The organism is Rossellomorea sp. LJF3 (assembly GCF_037046045.1).
Classification (GTDB): domain Bacteria; phylum Bacillota; class Bacilli; order Bacillales; family Bacillaceae_B; genus Rossellomorea.
On sequence record NZ_JBANLY010000018.1, the window covers coordinates 1 to 16,653 of the forward strand.

Annotated in this window: 27 protein-coding genes; 1 reads left to right on the top strand and 26 read right to left on the bottom strand. The window is 38.4% G+C overall.

The window, feature by feature from the left end; genetic code table 11:
- Nucleotides 1-63: 63 nt before the first annotated feature.
- The 9 genes from V8G47_RS15655 to V8G47_RS15695 all read right to left on the bottom strand — a co-directional run bounded on the left by V8G47_RS15655 (nucleotide 64) and on the right by V8G47_RS15695 (nucleotide 6,181).
- A complete protein-coding gene (locus tag V8G47_RS15655; RefSeq protein WP_336200936.1) occupies nucleotides 64-459 on the bottom strand; it encodes an RND transporter in 396 nt (131 codons plus the stop codon).
- 267 nt (nucleotides 460-726) lie between these two features.
- Entirely contained in the window at nucleotides 727-2,142 is a 1,416-nt protein-coding gene (locus V8G47_RS15660) for a DUF4179 domain-containing protein (RefSeq protein ID WP_336200937.1), read from the bottom strand.
- Entirely contained in the window at nucleotides 2,135-2,674 is a 540-nt protein-coding gene (locus V8G47_RS15665; protein WP_336200938.1) for a sigma-70 family RNA polymerase sigma factor, read from the bottom strand. Before V8G47_RS15665 ends, V8G47_RS15660 begins: the two co-directional genes overlap by 8 nt.
- A gap of 529 nt (nucleotides 2,675-3,203) precedes the next feature.
- Nucleotides 3,204-3,443 carry a hypothetical protein gene (locus V8G47_RS15670; protein WP_336200939.1) on the bottom strand — a complete coding sequence of 80 codons (240 nt, stop codon included), beginning with the start codon at nucleotides 3,441-3,443 and terminating at the stop codon, nucleotides 3,204-3,206.
- 42 nt (nucleotides 3,444-3,485) lie between these two features.
- Complete coding sequence (locus tag V8G47_RS15675) at nucleotides 3,486-3,713, bottom strand: hypothetical protein (RefSeq protein WP_336200940.1); 228 nt, start codon at nucleotides 3,711-3,713, stop codon at nucleotides 3,486-3,488.
- Between the two features lie 79 nt (nucleotides 3,714-3,792).
- Entirely contained in the window at nucleotides 3,793-4,380 is a 588-nt protein-coding gene (locus V8G47_RS15680; RefSeq protein WP_336200941.1) for an HAD-IIIA family hydrolase, read from the bottom strand.
- Between the two features lie 45 nt (nucleotides 4,381-4,425).
- The gene (locus V8G47_RS15685) at nucleotides 4,426-4,911 is read right to left on the bottom strand and encodes an NUDIX hydrolase (protein WP_336201006.1); all 486 of its coding nucleotides are present in this window, start codon (nucleotides 4,909-4,911) and stop codon (nucleotides 4,426-4,428) included.
- 59 nt (nucleotides 4,912-4,970) lie between these two features.
- Complete coding sequence (locus V8G47_RS15690; protein WP_336200942.1) at nucleotides 4,971-5,180, bottom strand: hypothetical protein; 210 nt, start codon at nucleotides 5,178-5,180, stop codon at nucleotides 4,971-4,973.
- A 242-nt stretch (nucleotides 5,181-5,422) separates the two neighbouring features.
- Complete coding sequence (locus V8G47_RS15695; protein WP_336200943.1) at nucleotides 5,423-6,181, bottom strand: hypothetical protein; 759 nt, start codon at nucleotides 6,179-6,181, stop codon at nucleotides 5,423-5,425.
- Between the two features lie 45 nt (nucleotides 6,182-6,226).
- Here V8G47_RS15695 and V8G47_RS15700 point away from each other — a divergent pair, with 45 nt between their 5' ends.
- A complete protein-coding gene (locus V8G47_RS15700; protein ID WP_336200944.1) occupies nucleotides 6,227-6,400 on the top strand; it encodes a hypothetical protein in 174 nt (57 codons plus the stop codon).
- A gap of 154 nt (nucleotides 6,401-6,554) precedes the next feature.
- Here the strand turns inward: V8G47_RS15700 and V8G47_RS15705 are convergent, their stop codons facing one another.
- The 17 genes from V8G47_RS15705 to V8G47_RS15785 all read right to left on the bottom strand — a co-directional run bounded on the left by V8G47_RS15705 (nucleotide 6,555) and on the right by V8G47_RS15785 (nucleotide 16,533).
- Nucleotides 6,555-7,817: a hypothetical protein gene (locus V8G47_RS15705; protein WP_336200945.1), complete on the bottom strand. Its 1,263-nt coding sequence runs from the start codon at nucleotides 7,815-7,817 to the stop codon at nucleotides 6,555-6,557.
- 5 nt (nucleotides 7,818-7,822) lie between these two features.
- On the bottom strand, nucleotides 7,823-8,698 hold the full coding sequence (locus V8G47_RS15710; protein WP_336200946.1) for an ABC transporter ATP-binding protein: 876 nt from the start codon (nucleotides 8,696-8,698) through the stop codon (nucleotides 7,823-7,825).
- A 1-nt stretch (nucleotide 8,699) separates the two neighbouring features.
- The gene (locus tag V8G47_RS15715; protein WP_336200947.1) at nucleotides 8,700-9,458 is read right to left on the bottom strand and encodes a hypothetical protein; all 759 of its coding nucleotides are present in this window, start codon (nucleotides 9,456-9,458) and stop codon (nucleotides 8,700-8,702) included.
- On the bottom strand, nucleotides 9,451-10,005 hold the full coding sequence (locus V8G47_RS15720; RefSeq protein WP_336200948.1) for an RNA polymerase sigma factor: 555 nt from the start codon (nucleotides 10,003-10,005) through the stop codon (nucleotides 9,451-9,453). The genes V8G47_RS15715 and V8G47_RS15720 overlap by 8 nt, the downstream gene beginning before the upstream one ends.
- Before the next feature lie 284 nt (nucleotides 10,006-10,289).
- A complete protein-coding gene (locus tag V8G47_RS15725; RefSeq protein WP_336200949.1) occupies nucleotides 10,290-10,787 on the bottom strand; it encodes a hypothetical protein in 498 nt (165 codons plus the stop codon).
- Between the two features lie 231 nt (nucleotides 10,788-11,018).
- Nucleotides 11,019-11,276, bottom strand: coding sequence for a hypothetical protein (locus V8G47_RS15730; RefSeq protein ID WP_336200950.1), 258 nt, complete (start codon nucleotides 11,274-11,276; stop codon nucleotides 11,019-11,021).
- The gene (locus V8G47_RS15735; RefSeq protein ID WP_336200951.1) at nucleotides 11,277-11,843 is read right to left on the bottom strand and encodes a DUF2812 domain-containing protein; all 567 of its coding nucleotides are present in this window, start codon (nucleotides 11,841-11,843) and stop codon (nucleotides 11,277-11,279) included.
- Complete coding sequence (locus V8G47_RS15740; protein WP_254652019.1) at nucleotides 11,830-12,147, bottom strand: PadR family transcriptional regulator; 318 nt, start codon at nucleotides 12,145-12,147, stop codon at nucleotides 11,830-11,832. Before V8G47_RS15740 ends, V8G47_RS15735 begins: the two co-directional genes overlap by 14 nt.
- 139 nt (nucleotides 12,148-12,286) lie before the next feature.
- On the bottom strand, nucleotides 12,287-12,658 hold the full coding sequence (locus tag V8G47_RS15745) for a VOC family protein (protein ID WP_336201007.1): 372 nt from the start codon (nucleotides 12,656-12,658) through the stop codon (nucleotides 12,287-12,289).
- Nucleotides 12,659-12,740: 82 nt separating this feature from the next.
- Nucleotides 12,741-12,953 (bottom strand): hypothetical protein, encoded by a 213-nt coding sequence (locus tag V8G47_RS15750; protein ID WP_336200952.1) that lies wholly within the window; start codon nucleotides 12,951-12,953, stop codon nucleotides 12,741-12,743.
- Nucleotides 12,954-12,967: 14 nt separating this feature from the next.
- A complete protein-coding gene (locus tag V8G47_RS15755; RefSeq protein WP_336200953.1) occupies nucleotides 12,968-13,312 on the bottom strand; it encodes a cell division protein FtsK in 345 nt (114 codons plus the stop codon).
- 53 nt (nucleotides 13,313-13,365) lie between these two features.
- Nucleotides 13,366-13,566 (bottom strand): hypothetical protein, encoded by a 201-nt coding sequence (locus V8G47_RS15760; RefSeq protein WP_336200954.1) that lies wholly within the window; start codon nucleotides 13,564-13,566, stop codon nucleotides 13,366-13,368.
- Between the two features lie 13 nt (nucleotides 13,567-13,579).
- The gene (locus V8G47_RS15765; RefSeq protein ID WP_336200955.1) at nucleotides 13,580-14,476 is read right to left on the bottom strand and encodes a hypothetical protein; all 897 of its coding nucleotides are present in this window, start codon (nucleotides 14,474-14,476) and stop codon (nucleotides 13,580-13,582) included.
- A gap of 110 nt (nucleotides 14,477-14,586) precedes the next feature.
- Nucleotides 14,587-15,024, bottom strand: coding sequence for a VOC family protein (locus V8G47_RS15770; RefSeq protein ID WP_336200956.1), 438 nt, complete (start codon nucleotides 15,022-15,024; stop codon nucleotides 14,587-14,589).
- Nucleotides 15,025-15,076: 52 nt separating this feature from the next.
- Complete coding sequence (locus V8G47_RS15775; RefSeq protein ID WP_336200957.1) at nucleotides 15,077-15,493, bottom strand: NUDIX hydrolase; 417 nt, start codon at nucleotides 15,491-15,493, stop codon at nucleotides 15,077-15,079.
- 94 nt (nucleotides 15,494-15,587) lie between these two features.
- Complete coding sequence (locus tag V8G47_RS15780) at nucleotides 15,588-16,082, bottom strand: AAA family ATPase (protein WP_336200958.1); 495 nt, start codon at nucleotides 16,080-16,082, stop codon at nucleotides 15,588-15,590.
- Nucleotides 16,083-16,155: 73 nt separating this feature from the next.
- Complete coding sequence (locus tag V8G47_RS15785) at nucleotides 16,156-16,533, bottom strand: hypothetical protein (protein ID WP_034756646.1); 378 nt, start codon at nucleotides 16,531-16,533, stop codon at nucleotides 16,156-16,158.
- Between the last annotated feature and the right edge of the window lie 120 nt (nucleotides 16,534-16,653).

Consider the following 16,653-nt stretch of genomic DNA (forward strand, 5'->3'; position numbering starts at 1 on the left):
TGAAAAGGACAATATCTCCCACCTCAGTTATAGCTACTAAAAAAAACTATTCTAAGGTTAATTTTAAAACTTTAAGTAAATCACATAAGAAACCATCATAACTAAAGCGATCATTACAGCTATCGCTAAACCAAAATCCCCCATAAATCCAACCCAACCTCTAGTGAAAATAAGGAAAAAAAGTTCAAAATAAAAACCAAGAAGTATGATAGCTAATGGTCCATTAAATGGAAAGACTCGTTTCCAACCAATAGAAAGTAAGGTGGTTAAAAAAAGTAATACCATTAACAGTGTAGAGCTTGCAGAATCCCATCTAAAGTCTCTATAGGATTCTTCCCCTATTACTGCGTCTACGTTTTTCAAAGACCGCCATGTTGACAATACGAGAAGTACGCCACTTAATGCTAAGATTCCAAATACAGTCCAATTTATCTTTTGGAACCTTTTCTTATTCTTCACTATAATCCCTCCCCTCTGTTGTCTGTGAAAAATAATAAAGACAACCATTTTGAACAGTTTTAGATGAGACGGAAACTGTATAAATTAAATGAACCTGCCCTTAACTTAATACCAATTATTTCAAAATAAAGAAACACAAACAAGTCTAATTTCAAAAAGCAAAAGAGCTTACCCTTTATTGGATAAGCTCTTTGCACCTATTATCAATGGACTTTTAGAATCCCTCTCACCAACTATCCATTCCCAAGTATGAGCTAATGTCAGTATTTACTCTTCCCCATTCTGCAGATTAACTGTAAATGGTTCTAACTTCTCAGAAGAAACAAAGGTTGAGAAGTCAAATAATAGGATAGTATTTTCGAGCTTAAAGTTCTTTATTTTTTCATCTCCGTTTAGGTCAAACGTTGATTGGTAGTGCGCTGTGGCTTCATCAATCACGTTTACTGAGTTAAATGGAATACCGTGGTTTTTAGGAGGATACGGGTTTTCCGGGTCAATTTTCAACCTGTATTTTTCATCCACTAACCAAAAAGCATACTCCAAGTTATGACTAATCGTATCCAGCCTATTTTGACTTAAGTTTTCAGGAAGCCCTGTAAACTGATAATCAACCACTAGCTTCTCACCGTTTTGTGTGACATCATTTACTTGCAGGTCTACATTTATGCGCTCGCTTTGTAAAGTAAATGACTTTTTATCCAATAGCTGCTCTGCTTTCGGAACGGCTATTGAAAGTTGAGGATAAAATGTGAGTGAAGAAGCATTGGCATTAAGCTTGGTCATCTTGGTCCGAATGGTACTATGATAACCATCTTCTTGTTCAGATTCCTTGAGAACCGTTTGATCACCTAATGTATACACGTTTCCTTTATCATCAACTACTTTTGATAAAATGGTATCATCACGCTTGTATTTTTCCACAGTCTCATATACAAGTGATGAAGAGGCTTTTGCTGTGAGAATTTCTTCAAGCCGGATTTTGATTTCATCATCAGGGTATCCCTGCTCATGATTCAGGGCAAGTGTACTATTTTGTTCTTGTTGAATAGGGATATTAAAATTCCATTCACCATTTATACCATTGATATTATGAATGGTTATAGGTAGAGTGAAGTCCTCCTTGAAAGATTTGTATGGGTAGTTCATCTTCCATTGGAAATTATATCCGTTTTTAACTTTTCTTATGTCCGTTGACTTCCCGTTTAACCAAGGGTCGTTATCGCCTGTATTATGTTCAAAGTTAACATCGAAACTGACTTCCCCTTTTTCGTTTTTCCCATTTTCAACTCCATCGTCCACAAACCCGGTAATGGATACCACACTGCCATCAAAGTAGGCACTAGTCAATTTGACGGTTACTCCTTGTTGTGTAACTGCCTGATTTAGTTCAGTGACGGCATTTGTATAAGCTAGATCAACACCTGTTTGATCGTTAAATTCTTGAAAGATACCACCGATTATAGGGGCATTTGCCAGCACATTATTGACTGTAGGATTAAGAAACCCCGAGGCAAAGGTGATTCCCAGTATTGCAACAGTAGCTGCCACTCCTGCAATCACCCTTTTTCGCTGTCGATTAGTCTTTTTCATATCCCTGTTTATCCCTTTGGAAATGGCAACCAATACTTTCTCCTTAGGCACTGGTATTTTTTCAATAGAATCAAGAATTTCCTTATTATCCATGGCACGTGTCCTCCTCACCCTTAATAAACTTCTTCAACTCGGCTTTTCCTCTGCTTAGATATGTTTTGACAGTGTTCTCTGGGACCTCCATTTCTTTACTAATCATTTTGATTGAATAATCATAATAATAAAATAGAATAATAGCAGTACGGTAGTTCAGCCTAAGTTGTTGAATAGCATGCAAAAGCTGTGAAGATTCTTCAATGTCTGGGATGGAGTCATCAGGCAGGTTTGACAAATATTCATCGCTCATTGGAATGACATTGTTTCTTTTCTTTAATAACTGACCAGTACATCGGATGACAATCCTAGTAAGCCAGGTCATAAAATACTCAGGATGCTTTAATGAATGGATAGATTTATAAGCTTGAAAGGTCGCTTCTTGTACAACATCCAATGCATCTTCTTCATTATGTACATAAAGATAGGCTGTCCTATAGATTCTTTCATAATGTTGTTGAACTAACTTTTCAAAGGCTCTCTTACTACCTTTAATTGCTTTTTTAACTTGTCGTGAACTTTCTTTTTCCACCTTCTTTTGCCCCCCCTTTACTAATTAGTGGTATCTATCCTCCAGAAAAGTTTCAGGAATTAAAGATTTAATATATATCAAGAATTTAAAAGTATTACTCAAATAAAATAAACAGAAACCATTTTGAGTTTCTGCTTCTGCTTTTTAGTATCTTCGCTATTCAACCTTCTTACATTTATTGTATCTCAATGCATAGAAAAGAACATCACTAAAAAGACAAGAGTATTAGTTTATATCTCTTCTTCTTCTCAACCCTTATTCCATTAAATGGCCCTTTAATGGAAGAAACATCCCCAGGTATCAGCCACCATTTCAAATACTTTTTTTATTCACTTACAACTAACTAAAAATTCAAACAAAAATCCGAGTCACATATAATTTCAGACTCGGTTTCTTATCTTATTAATGCTGTTATGGACCTTTGGTTGAGTGACATTCTCGTTTTTTCTATTTCATTAATTTCCTGGTAAACACCTAGTAGTGGAAATGGGGTAAAGGATATTAATCTTGTTATGGTTTCATGATACTTTCAGAAAATAAGGTTAAACGCTTCTGCCATATTCCGTAAAAAAACAGGCAATGATACACCATTATCAATATAGTACAACTCAGTAATAATGAGAACACAGAGTGCTATTAAGACAGAAATAAAAAGAACAGCTGACCACAATTTACTTTCTTTATATTTTATATTTCTATGCTTCTTTTTTCTATATAAACTCTGCGCAATTCGAAGCCGATGATTTTTATCTTGCTTGGCGGAATTCATAGTATCTTTCCCCTTCCGTCAACGATTAGGATATCACGATTTTCAAGCTTTCTTTTTCATCCTAGAAATCAATGTATGAGAGCCCAATACATATAGGAACATTAAAATGAAAGGATTTATTGTTGGAAAAACATCTACGCCTCCCTCTTTTACGTTTACAACGTACAAGTATGAGATGTCATAGTTTTCTGCAAGGGAAGCAAGCAGGATAAAGCCAACGTAGAATCCAATAAACGATAAGAGGTAAAAAAAGATTATTTTGAAGTTCAAGTTATGAACACCTCCTGTTTGCTCGCTGAATGGTGAAAAAGGGATCCATTAGATCATCCCCCTAATGTGCATTAATATACTATTCTTCATTTTTACTTATGACCCATTTAACAGCATCTAAAAGATTTTCAGCTACATAATCCGGTTCAACTTCTGCCCAGCTATCCCTGTATTGATTTAAAGAACCCTGTCCCCATCCCGTAAGCACTAAAACCTTCATAGCTCCAACAGTATGAGCTGCCAACATATCTGTAGAACCAACGTCACCAATAAATACAGTTTTAGTTAAATCCAGCTTATATTTTCGTGATGCTTCTAAAAGCATTCCCGGTTTTGGCTTATGACAATGGCAGTCACCATCAGAACCATGAGGGCAAATAAAGGCATCATCGAATCCATAAGATTGGAATTCTTTATAAAAATCATCGAGAGTGGCTTCACCCTTGCTAATCCTATGTTGATTCGTACAGGCAAAGGTCTTAATAGAATGATCCTTTAACATTTGTAAGGCATCTCGGCTGAACGAATATGGGGAGAAATCTTTCGGATGAATAAAGTGTCCCGTACCACCAAGCGTTCCATCACGGTCAACGAAAACGGCTTCAACCTTCATTGGCTTGATGCCCCCTATACCGAAAGACAATTCAGCTCTTGATTTGTCTTTCATTTAAAAATTCTCACAGTACTTCAGTATTTTTATTATGAAAACCCCTCATTTCAAAACTTCCCACTCTTCATAATCCTCTGCGTTCAGCCCCAGCTCATTGGTTTTTAACCACTCAAAAGCTTTCATCACCAAAGGGGATGCGTTATCCGGAGTTACCTCATGTTCGGATACCCACACAGCTCCCAATGAGTCTTGCCCTTCAAACTGTTCCGGTATACTTATTTCCCCACCGGTCTTTTTCACAGAATAATAGACGGCAATATGGTGGACATTAGTAAAATCTCTCCAAACAGAGGGGAATTTGAAATCACTAACCCCGATTTGTTCCTCGATTTCAATCTCTATACCTGTTTCTTCTAGAAACTCTCTCCTCATCGCTTCTGTTAAACTTTCACCTTCTTCCAAGCTTCCGCCAGGTAAGTCAAACCGATTAATATATGGGCCCCCACCTTTATGTATTACTAAGAGTTTGCCATTTTCTATATAGATGCCATATACACCGAAAGCTCTATGATACTTTTTATCTGACATACTTATTTGTCCTCCTAAAGAAGTGTTTGCTCTGAGATATTCATTGATCTCCATGCTTCTTACCCAAATACTTGAGCAGCAATTCCCAATAATTTATCATTTCTCTGCGGCATCTTAGTGGAGTTTAATATCATGATGGGTGGATTACTCACGTTTACAAATCCGCATTGCTCTAAAGCTTCCAAAAATGCTTCATGACCTGTTGGTGTATCGATCCTTAATTCCATCAGATGTGCATATACCATACCCATTATTTTCAATATTACCATAATTATGCTAATAACAGGACACAGTCCAGGATTTTCAGATTTAAAGAAACTTCTGAAGACGTTTCTCATAGTGGACAGAGTTGTTATTTAACTAGAATGCTACAAGAGTGGTTCACCAAAATGAGAAATAGCAGGTCCAACTCTTATTTCCGAGTTAGCCTGCTATCTCAAATATTACAGGTGGTTTCTTCTCTATTGAAGAAACCATTACCTTGTTTTACTTTATTCAGCGAAATACCCATCTACAATACAATATCCAGTTTCCTTTCCCTCATCCATAACCTCCAGGTAATCAATATAACCCCCATAATCAAGATTCCATAAAGGACCGGCACCAACCATATCGGAACCCCCATGCTCACCATTAACGAAAGCATATACTTTAATCCAAATATGAGAAGTGTTAGTACGACAATAACCTGTATTCCAATCAGACTGATGAAGCTTGGAACAAGAGTTGATATCCCCATGGAAATGATTGTGAGAATAAAGCCCAATACATAAATAGCAACAATGGAAAGGACAATGTATTGGAAGAATGTCAGGTGATACCAGTAATGAGCAGCTATAAATGAATTAATTGGAACTTCAAAAAAGGCTGAAGGATCGTTTAAAGAATAAAAGCTTAAATAGACAGCAAGTAAAACAGTCATCACAATGAAGGAGGAAAACATGCCCGCTGCGAACTTCTTCCGAAATAAGTGCCTGCCTGTCCTAGACGTGTACTGTAATTCAGTCATCTGCTTGCTTCTGTCGCTAAGAAACATTGGCGACACAATCAGTAACACACTGATCAAAACGACAATGGCGATGTTCCTGAAGATTTCTTCCATGTTTCTTAAAGATACCTCGGGGTACATATCAACCTGCCCTGCTTCTTTTAATTCTTTTAACTGTTTTTTCTGAAATCTTTCTGCTCTATTAATTTGATTTGTCATGATCGTGTCCTGATTACGATGGAAATCTAGTAAAGTTTCCCTCGCCTGAAGCTCCCAAAACAAATTTATCCCTTCTTCAAAGTAAACTCTCTCAAAAAGGGTTCCATTATGACTTTTAAACTCCGTGTACGATTGTATTCCAGCATCCTTGAAATCCTCCCTGCCCTTGATGAACTTATCGGCTTTTTGAACTTCCTGTTCGTATCGTTCCTGGAAATCGTTTTTTTCGGAGCATTCATGTCGGGTCCATACTTTTCGACCATTTCTACTCCGACCCTGTAGGAATCCAGGGCAGGTCGTCCATTTGGAAAGTGCTCAATATCAAATTGAACTAACATATAGTATAGGGACACATTAACAAAAACGAGTATAAGAAGGATTTTCCAATTGAAGATTTTTTTCATTTCCAGCCATACAATGTTCATAACATTTCTCCTTAAGTAATCTCTTCTTTCATGATTTTTTTCATAGAACCGCAGCAGGAAACAGCGAGGAAAACTGTCCATGCGGTGAGCGTTTGCACTTCATAGTATTTGAACATTGTCAATCCTCCTGTCGCCATCCACCATTGATGAGGGTTGAGTACGAGTACCGACAAGTTGAACCCCGCCAGGATTTTAAAGACGGAAGAACCTGGGACGAGACCTTGCAGTATAATCATCGAGATGAAAAAGACTGAGAAAGCGATCATGGTGAAATAACTGTTCTTCAACATAATGGAAAGATTGAAGATAAGAACAGTGAACAATAGCATGCACATATAAGAAACGACGACTGCCAGAATCAAATAGGTTAAAAAAGAGAAATCCCACCATGAAACATATGGAAACTGAGTCTCCCAATTAAAGCCACTGTTAATCGAACTGTACCATAGACGAGAATAATCAAATATGATGAAATAAGCACCTAGTGTCACGGACAATATCAATAATGTAATGAGAGAAGATGCCATCAAGGAAGCCTTTAGCTTATCAATCATCAACCTCCTGCCTCTTCTCGTGGTAAAAGTGACAAGTCCCGTACCATTCTCAAATTCGAAATTGGTAATCAGCGCTGTCGAAAGGACCACTATAATCATTGATTCGATAATAATATGCATGAACACCTTTTTGAATAGCAGGCCGTGCATCGCAAATTGTTGCCCTTCAAAAAACCACTCGTTGTATTCTCCATTTTTCTTTAATTCTTTGAATCTGCTTTCAAATGCCTTAAACCCGTTCCTCACCATGTTGGCCGCATCACCAGAAAGCTGAAATCCGTTAATTTGTTTTTCACCCATTATTTTAATATTGAATTTAGCATAGGACTGGTCCATGGACTGTGCACGATTTAGATACAATTCTTTAAGATAAATAGTGTAGAAGGACTGAAGTTCCTCATCGGTATAAAAAGGTTGTTCTCCGTTATTCAGGTCAGCAAACAAATCGCCAGCATGCTCATAACTCACACCTGACATTTTTTGTGTAATAGCATTTAATCCTTCTAAATCCTTTTTAACTTCCTGATTTAGATCTTTAAGTGAATCCTGCGTTATGTCAGCACCATACGTATTTACAATTTTATTCACTACAGCGAGTTCTTCTGGTAATTCATTGGCGTCAATGATATAAAAAACATTCCAAGCGAGAAATAAGAGTAGTAAGCCAAGGATGATAGGAGAGGTGAACGCCTTCTTGAATTCCAGGATGATTATTCTCATGTGCACTATCCTTCAGCATGCAATCGATCCCGGTATTCAAATAAGAAGACATCCTCAAGAGTGGGTGTTACGTTTATCCAACCCTCATCACTTTCCCCTTTATGAACAAAGCGCACTCTCATTTTTCCATTTTCCTGCTTCTCACCGAGAATCGCATACTTCTCTCTAAATACTTCCAGATCACCATTTGAGATCTTCGTTTCATAAATTTCTCCCCTCAGGGTTTTACATATGGACTGTGCAGATTCGTTAAATAGAATCTTCTGATTCTTAATCATAATCACTTGATTCGCTATTGACTCGATGTCTGATACTATATGAGTGGATATGATAATCAAACGGTCCTGGGATAGACTGGTCAAAATCCGTCGGAAGCGCGCCCGTTCTTTCGGATCTAATCCCGCTGTTGGTTCGTCTAGAATCAAAATCTTCGGATCATTTAGGAGCGCCTGAGCGATACCTACACGCTGAATCATTCCTCCAGAGAATTTCCTCATTTTCTTATTGGAAACATCTGTAAGAGCTACACTTTCCAATAACTTCTCAATCGTGGCTGCAGCTAGTTTCTTCTCGATCCCTTTCAATGCAGCAAGATACATTAGGTATTTCCTTGGTGTGTAATGCTTGTAAAACCCAAAATGTTGCGGTAAATATCCTAGGATGTTTCTATAATCTTCGTCAAGCTCAACAATATTTGTCCCATTATAAAGAATTTCACCTCTTGTCGGGTAAATGAGGGTGACGAGCATTTTAATCAGAGATGTCTTCCCGGCACCATTTGGAGCAAGGAGACCGTAAATGCCTCTTTCGAATTCAAGATTAATCTCATTCAATGCTGTATAATCACCGTATCGTTTCTCCACATCTTTCACGACTAACACGTCACAACACTCCTTCTGCGGTTCTCATCCGGACCAACTTACTTAAGTAATATAAATAGCAAACAATGCTTACTGCCATTACAAGTCCATAAACTATTGCTGGAGCAGTCTTTAGAAATTTCATATATGCCATCCGGTCCACAACTAAAGGGATGAAATTAAAGATGCCCCATCCCACGCCTACCTTAAGTGCGGCTAAACCGGAACCGCCCTTCGTAAAGACCATCAGATGAACAGTCGAAAACAAAAATAATGATGTTGTGGAGATCATTAAGGCCCTTAGGATTTCAAAAGAGTGACCGCTCCATACAAGGCAAGCAATCATAAATGTGTTCACCAGAATAGAAAGAATGCTGAAATGTAACATTCGAAACGCAGAAACTTGATAAAGGTTATACTTTGTTGTCATTTCTACTTCAAATACTGCATTCTGTCTTTTTCCAATCAAGTCATACACAGATAGTGCCATAAAGAGCAGGGGTGAAACCAAGAAGATAGCTCCATATATCCTCTCCCCAGCACTGGATCCTTCCGTCATAGTAGACATAAGAAACATGAGTGCCGTCATGAAGGAGAAGGTCATGATAATTCCGTCCCTTTGATTTGCAAACAGATACCGTAAGCCGAGCTCCTTCTGCATCTTCCATATAAATGCAGCGAAAGACTGTTTTGGCTTCATCCCCAAACGAATGATAGTGTGAATTTCCCTTTCCACTATCTTTTCTTCAGGCATTGGAATATGGAATTTTTCTTTAGTCATGTTGATTCACCTTCATTTCTTTTTTTATCAATTTGATTCCCGCATAGTACCTCGTCTTCACAGTGGAAAGGGGGATTCCCAATAAACCCTCAATTTCCTTCAGCGTATACTCCCCAAATAGCTTCAATCGGACAATCTGTTGGATGACCGTATCTAGCTTGCTGACGGCCTCAGCAATCTGTTCGACTTCCTCTTTATACTCAAGCCGAAAGATCAACTCCTCTTTTTCTTCAAGGTCACTCTCTTCCAACGGTTCAGTCAGTTTCCTATATTGATAGTGTCGGGAACGAAAGTAATCCACCACACGGTTTGAAGCAACCTTATAAAGCCAGGTTCGGAATGAAGCCTTCTTGGGATCAAAATTCCCAATTGATTTAAGGGCACTGATAAAGATTTCCTGTGTCAGATCATAGGAAAGTTCCGAGTCGATTGTCTGCTTATAGACGAATGAATACATTTCCCGGTAATACCTTGAAATTAATTCATTAGCTGCTTCATGACTTCCACTCTTTTTTATTCTCTTAATCCACCGTTCTTCTATGTTCATAATCTCACTGCCTTCTATCTATATATTCGGAGAGAATATGGAAAAAGTTTTAGAAATGGCATCTTTTAATATTTTTTTTATAAATGGGATCAATGGGGAATTGGTTTTCCACAATAAGAAATTGACCCGTATAATAATTTCTAGGCTTCTTGACGATCATTCAGATTTTGCCAACCCACAATTTAAAAAAAGACCCGTCAATATCGAGTCCTCTTACATAAGTCTACATTCGATTAATTCTTTTTAGAAGAAATGCTTGGCAAAGCGTGGTTCCTCCCAAACACTTAAGGTTCAACTATCGAACCATCGGGCATCCCGATCACAAACACTTTTATGATGGAAGATGATATCACTTCACCATCTAATTCAGTAACGGATACATTTAGATCCCCTTGAGTTATCATATCTTCTAATTTGTCTTTAGCAACTTCTTTAGTCAGTGGTAAAGTAATTCCTGTGCAAAGGGATTCCCCCTCGGGTGGTAGACTTGAAATATCTCCTTCACTCCCACTAAGCAGATCTCGACTATCAATTGAAAAGTTAGTCTCCTTTTCAACTATAGGTTTTAACCCACCGGTTACTTCGAACGTCACTAAAAACGGTTCATTTGATTGTTCTTCTTGTTGATTTTCTAAGCATACTCTAGGTGCTAATACATTTTGACTTTCAGAATAAACTACATACGTTTCATTTTCGAGGATCGTTATCCGTTCTTTGTCCCCCATGTCATTGCTACAACCGAATAATAAAAGAATAATTAAAACACACACTACCTTCTTCAAGTCATCCCTCTTGTCAATGTTTAATTTTTCTCGCTCATTACTTTGTTAGCCAGGACCATTTCACAAACTTCTAATCAATTATCTATTTAAATGATTTTGCTATTACCATTATTGATTCTTTGTTCACTTATGTTTCTAGTCCAATCGTTTGATATTCAATAATGTAATGTTAATCGTCATCTATTCAATGTACAGATGGACCTGTGACATCATTTACAGCATAAAAAACTTTCATTTCCATTTATCTTTACTTCTTTTTGATTTTCCATTGTAAGTTACTTGAGCAGAATGGACAATCCGCGTAAATATTTCACCCTTTTCACCCATTAATTGCACCTCAGGTCTAGTTGATTCATGTGGAGGTTTCACTAACGGAGAAGAAATGCTGACATCATGTAACTTACTACCAATTATTTCAAAATCGAGAAACTTACTCAAGGAAAACTTCAATAAAAAGGACTTATCCTCCCCGGACAAGCCCTTCTCCATCTATTGCTCTTTCAACATCGTATACTTCCGATAAGCCTTATAATAACTCCCTGCCAATAAAACCACCATAAAAGCAGGAAACAGTTTCAACAGGGCGAATGGCGTTTCAAAGAGAAACGCTTTCCAAAACAAATCATTTTCCATATTCCAAAGACCTTCATGATATATTTCCGGATCCCTGTAGTAGCCAAAAGAATAGATGAGAAATATCATGCCAAACCAAAAAGAATAGCCCATGATCCGTTTATAATAATGTCTCCTGGACTCCCGGTCAGAAAAGATTTCATCCTGGTCATCGCTTTCTTTCTGCCAATACCGTATTCCACTCAGCCAGTACCCCTTCAGGTAGCTCCAACCGAAATCTTCATAGATCCCTCTGTATTCCTCCAACTTTTTCTTGGATAGATAATCCTGATAGTCCAGGCGCATCACATAGCTCTTATCGGTTTTTTCAAAGGTGTATACTCCCAGTCCACTGATGTTCGTGCACCGATAGCCTTTTTGCAATTGTTCATTCAGCCAACGTTCTTCTTTTTCAATACTGATGAACCATTTAAACTTCTTCATTCGCTTCACTTCCTTCATACAAGGATAAAATATGCACAAGCCTTTCTTGCTCCATTTTCAAAATGGCGCTTCCTTCTGAAGTGATACTGTAAATCTTTCTCCTGCCTGAATGTCCAACAGGTTCGATCCAACCGTGTTTATTCAGGTTCTCAATCGCACCGTATAATGTACCGGCCGCTAACACAACGGTCCCATTACTCATTTCTTCGATTTTCTGCATGGCGGCATAACCGTGCAGTGGCTCACGGAGAGCTAATAAAATGTAATGCATCGTTTCTGATAATGGCAATAATTTATGTTTCATGTTCTCACCCTTTTATTCAGTTCAACTATATAGTTAAGCTTACTAATAATTTAATACAGTTCAACTGAATAGTCAACCATATTTTTGAAATTCCATTAAAAAAAGCCGATTTCCGCTACGTTCGGAAATCGGCTTGATCTTACCAGTGGGCTTGCAGCTTATTGCCATCTGGATCGTAAAAATGGAAAAAGGCATGACCACTATCCTCTTTTATCTCATCGACCTTCACCCCATGATCCGTTAAGTGTTGATGAAATTCACCCAGCCTCGGGCTTGTAAAACCAATGCTGAATTCCTGTTCCTGGTTCACCGTAAAATGGGCAAAGGTTTCATCCTCCGTCGGAATGAGGATCAGTAAGAAAGGTCCTTCATTTACCTTGATGGCGGCCAGTTCCTCGTTAACGTTTAATAGCTCTAGACCCAACATATCTCTGTACCAATGTGCTGACTGTTCGACATTCTTGACTGGAATTCTAATATAATGTACTTGTTCAATGAATGATTTACTCAAATCCTTCTCTCCCTTATACTGGTCTATCAAGTAGTTCGCTTTCTGTATTCCCTTCTCCTCTAATTTTCTATAAAATTCCATATCATTCATTTCTTAGTCCATTCTTTGCGCCTTCATTCTCTTCCTCAGGATCTCTCACTTTCCCGTCCAGGATATCGTCCAGGGGAGTGTATTGATTGTTGGGCAGTTTCTTTTTTCGGATGGATCTAATGATAATAAACGCCGGTATAGCAAGATAAACAACAAATGCAAGTCCCATGGATACAATTTCTTGAATGCGATTAATGAATTCCATCTACCCTTCCCCCCTTAAAGAATGAGAACATGAACCGCTCCCACCATATGCATATACAATCCTGTGAGAGATAGAACGGTCCCCAGAAGAAATGTCCACGGGTTGTCCTCTGTTTCTTGATCAAAGGTCCAGATTGTAAAGAAGGCTACCGTCAAAGTGATGATTGGGAAAATGACATATTGGGGACCGAATGCGAAGGATATCCCGCCAAAAATCAGGACAAATATGCCATAGGGATTGGCATTCTTGATACGATCAATGTATTCTTTTTCAGCAGTCGAGAAACCTTCATCATCATAGGAGTAAAATACTTGCTTCAATCGATTAAGGAGACTGACGATCTTTTTAAATACTTCCATTTTCCCCTTCACTTCCTTCCTAACCGTTGGAATCCAAGAAGATTTATATAAATTTAATTATGAACTTTCTTTCTACCATCAAGCTTTCTTGAACTGAAAAAACACAGCAGACCAGCAGCTACAAAAAAAAGGAACGGAATGATGACATATTCAGGCATTATGACCGTCCAATAAAGGAGATACGCACTTATGGCAAACAGAAACCAGCTAATGATCAGTAAAAAACTTGATGCCAGTTCTTTGAATGTATTCATGGTACGCTCCTCCCTATGAATGTTTCCGGAAGCTCTTCATATGATAGTGACCCCAATCTTCTGTAAGATCATCAAAATGCACAATACTCCAAGCATTAAAAAAGGTCTGTCCCCGTTTGTTAAAGAAGAAATGTCCGTCTATGCAGTAAGAGGCGTGCTGAATGATCCCGTCTGAATTCTCCCATGTGAGCACATCACCTGCTCTCATATCTTCAGAAGAGATCAAGTGATAATCCTCATTTTTCAAGCTTTGAAGAAATGTTTGAGGATGGACCCATTCATGTATGATCCATTCTTGTTTGCTGATGGCGAAGAGTGTGGCAGATAAACAATTACTCCCTGCTGTGGATGGGAAGGTGTTTGCAAACTTAATTAAGTGTGGAGCAGTTTGGGTAGGAACATCATAGCAAGTCCAATCTTCCCATTGTTGGGCAATATCTGTTATGAGTTCTTCTTTATTAGCATATGAGAGGTCTTCCCACATTGCTTTGTGAAGGACTAACTGCTTCTCTCCCTTAACCTCTATCATATTTTGACTGAGGGATGGTGTGTCTACAGAGAAGTCAGAGATCGGATGAATCAATCCCCTGTTCACTTCCACTTGAATCTGAAAAAGCTCGATTTTCTTCTCAGCTGGTAAATCATTCACCCAGCCTGGAGGTGTCACCAGTACATAGGCCACGTCCTTTGATAGATTCCAATACTCATAGCTGTTTGCAAGTTGAACTTGTTTATAAGTGGAATGGTTTTTGAACTCCTCGTGGGGAACCACTAGGACATTATTTAGATATTCTTTAAAACTGGCAAGGTTGTTCTCTGGGAGGAAAAAGAGGTCTTTGTCCGGTACATAGGTTTTTATCCATTCTTTTATTATGTCTGGTGTTGGTTGAATTTTTCTTTTCCCTTTCATTCTCCTCTATTGTCTAGCGTGCCCCTCGCTTTCAAATAGAAAGGCTTTTTAGAGTAGCTGACGTATGTAAGCTTCATACTATTTAGATTGGATTTCATGTTTAGCCACTTTCACTTAATTTCTTCCGCCAGCTCTAAAATAATCCCCTCCGGACCACGTACGTAACATAGTTTATATCGTTCTTCATATTGCTGGATTTCACTAAAGGTTTCCGTACCCTTCCTTTTCAAATGGGCAACCATGGTTTCAAGATCATCAACAGCAAAGCAAATATGCCGGATACCCAATGTGTTGGGGAAGGTTTGCTGAATACCGTTTTCATCTGACGGTGTACGGTACTTGACGAGTTCTATCCATGTCTCTCCGTCCGGCAATCCCATTCCTACGCATGACGTTTTCACATCTTTCATGCCGACCACCTTGTCCAGCAGTTCTCCATCCATCTCCCATTCGCCTTTGACCTCAAGTCCTAAATCAATAAAGAACTCTTTAGCCTTTGAAAGGTCGTTTACGTTGATACTGATATGATCCATTCTGTTGATTTTCATGTTAGTCCTCCTACGTGCTTATGCATTGCTAACAATTAACATACAAATGATCTTATAGCATTTTATCCGCCAGTTTAATATTCTCCTTTAGATATACAGGTATTTCCGGATGGGAAAGAATCTCTAAGGTCGTCATCCAAATAACATCATCAACTTCTTCAGTACTTTTAGCGAAAGGTTCTCCAGTTTTGTGATGACACAGAAAAACGATATCAATTACATGGATCCCTGAGTCAGTATCAAAGGAAGAACTATTTACATATTTAAGCCCCGTAACCTCGCAACCTACTTCCTCAAAAATCTCTCGGATCAAAGTTCTTTCTAGAATATCTGATGAAACTCCTTCAATTTCACACTTTCCGCCGACTAATGAAAGTGTGCCTCCAGCGTGTTCCTCCTTTTCACTTCTATGGATTAATAGCCACTTTCCATCACGGTGAATAGCACCTTCTACATTTACTACAAACATAAAGTCCCCCCTAAACCATATTCAATATCCACCTAACCTGAAATATTAACGGATTACCCATTACGGATCAAAAAGTCTATTTAAACTTTGTCACTCAGCTACCTTCACTTTGTCCAACGATAGCATCGACTACCTGCTCTACCGGTGCAGCCGCGTCAATGATCATTCCATTCTTGGGAATGTCTTCTTTCGTCTCATGCAAACGAACTATGAGCTCCCTTTCCGACTTCTTCCCTCCAAATTCATCTTCGGGTCGCTCGTCCAGTCGTCGGTTCAATGTTTCAATATCAATCTCCAGGACAAACACCCCATCAAATAGATCAATAAATTTCGAGAAGTTACAGGAGCCGCCGCAGAAAAATGTTACTGGCTCATTCTTGTTATCGACCAACGCTATTACCTTATCCACATCCCATATATGGTTCTCGTGAGAGGCAGTATCGGTCTTTTCACACGTTTCCGGATCGCCCTGATAAGCCAATTCCCGGTCACCATGGATGGCTTGATAGCCGCGCCGCTGCAATTCATTGCAGACGGTAGTTTTACCGGTGCACGAAACGCCTTCAATCAGATAATTCTTAACGCCCATTTTTAAAGCCTCCTTCCCATTCGAAACAATCCTAATTAGCTGATCATCAGCTATTCCTATTTAATAGAATAACTTACGTAGTTGTTAACCCTAATAAATGGTCTGAAAACAAAATAAACTCTTCCAGATAAATAGGTGAATTCGGTGATGCTAAAGGTGTTAGCTTCACATCCGTTAAGTAAATACAAGCAGAAGAATTTACGATTGTTTTGTCTGTAATGTCTATTTCTGGACTAACCTCGTATTCTTGCAGGGCACGACCCAGAATAGGTTCCTCTTCTACATTATCTGCTAGTTGCATTTGGAAATCAGCCTCGATGGTGGCAGATTGGGTAAGAAAGATCATCTTCTTTTCTGGGTATTTATCTTTTAGTTCCTCGAATTTAATTTGTAATTCTACGATCGTCAGTTTTTTAAAGTCTACCGCCTCAACTAATTCTTTACCTGTCATATGTGCGCCTCCCTATTTTTAGTAAAAGAGTAAGCATTACTTTCTTAAAAGTCGCAACTCCCAATTCCAATTATTTCAAATAGCACTAATAAAACGCAAGAAAATTTTAACAACTCTTTC

Coding starts and splice junctions, on each gene's coding strand:
- V8G47_RS15660 (WP_336200937.1), bottom strand. CDS start 2,142: ATGGATAATAAGGAAATTCTTGATTCTATTGAAAAAATACCAGTGCCT.
- V8G47_RS15670 (WP_336200939.1), bottom strand. CDS start 3,443: ATGAATTCCGCCAAGCAAGATAAAAATCATCGGCTTCGAATTGCGCAG.
- V8G47_RS15680 (WP_336200941.1), bottom strand. CDS start 4,380: ATGAAAGACAAATCAAGAGCTGAATTGTCTTTCGGTATAGGGGGCATC.
- V8G47_RS15685 (WP_336201006.1), bottom strand. CDS start 4,911: ATGTCAGATAAAAAGTATCATAGAGCTTTCGGTGTATATGGCATCTAT.
- V8G47_RS15690 (WP_336200942.1), bottom strand. CDS start 5,180: ATGGTAATATTGAAAATAATGGGTATGGTATATGCACATCTGATGGAA.
- V8G47_RS15700 (WP_336200944.1), top strand. CDS start 6,227: ATGACTTTTAAACTCCGTGTACGATTGTATTCCAGCATCCTTGAAATC.
- V8G47_RS15705 (WP_336200945.1), bottom strand. CDS start 7,817: ATGAGAATAATCATCCTGGAATTCAAGAAGGCGTTCACCTCTCCTATC.
- V8G47_RS15715 (WP_336200947.1), bottom strand. CDS start 9,458: ATGACTAAAGAAAAATTCCATATTCCAATGCCTGAAGAAAAGATAGTG.
- V8G47_RS15720 (WP_336200948.1), bottom strand. CDS start 10,005: ATGAACATAGAAGAACGGTGGATTAAGAGAATAAAAAAGAGTGGAAGT.
- V8G47_RS15730 (WP_336200950.1), bottom strand. CDS start 11,276: ATGGAGAAGGGCTTGTCCGGGGAGGATAAGTCCTTTTTATTGAAGTTT.
- V8G47_RS15735 (WP_336200951.1), bottom strand. CDS start 11,843: ATGAAGAAGTTTAAATGGTTCATCAGTATTGAAAAAGAAGAACGTTGG.
- V8G47_RS15740 (WP_254652019.1), bottom strand. CDS start 12,147: ATGAAACATAAATTATTGCCATTATCAGAAACGATGCATTACATTTTA.
- V8G47_RS15750 (WP_336200952.1), bottom strand. CDS start 12,953: ATGGAATTCATTAATCGCATTCAAGAAATTGTATCCATGGGACTTGCA.
- V8G47_RS15755 (WP_336200953.1), bottom strand. CDS start 13,312: ATGGAAGTATTTAAAAAGATCGTCAGTCTCCTTAATCGATTGAAGCAA.
- V8G47_RS15760 (WP_336200954.1), bottom strand. CDS start 13,566: ATGAATACATTCAAAGAACTGGCATCAAGTTTTTTACTGATCATTAGC.
- V8G47_RS15765 (WP_336200955.1), bottom strand. CDS start 14,476: ATGAAAGGGAAAAGAAAAATTCAACCAACACCAGACATAATAAAAGAA.
- V8G47_RS15770 (WP_336200956.1), bottom strand. CDS start 15,024: ATGAAAATCAACAGAATGGATCATATCAGTATCAACGTAAACGACCTT.
- V8G47_RS15775 (WP_336200957.1), bottom strand. CDS start 15,493: ATGTTTGTAGTAAATGTAGAAGGTGCTATTCACCGTGATGGAAAGTGG.
- V8G47_RS15780 (WP_336200958.1), bottom strand. CDS start 16,082: ATGGGCGTTAAGAATTATCTGATTGAAGGCGTTTCGTGCACCGGTAAA.
- V8G47_RS15785 (WP_034756646.1), bottom strand. CDS start 16,533: ATGACAGGTAAAGAATTAGTTGAGGCGGTAGACTTTAAAAAACTGACG.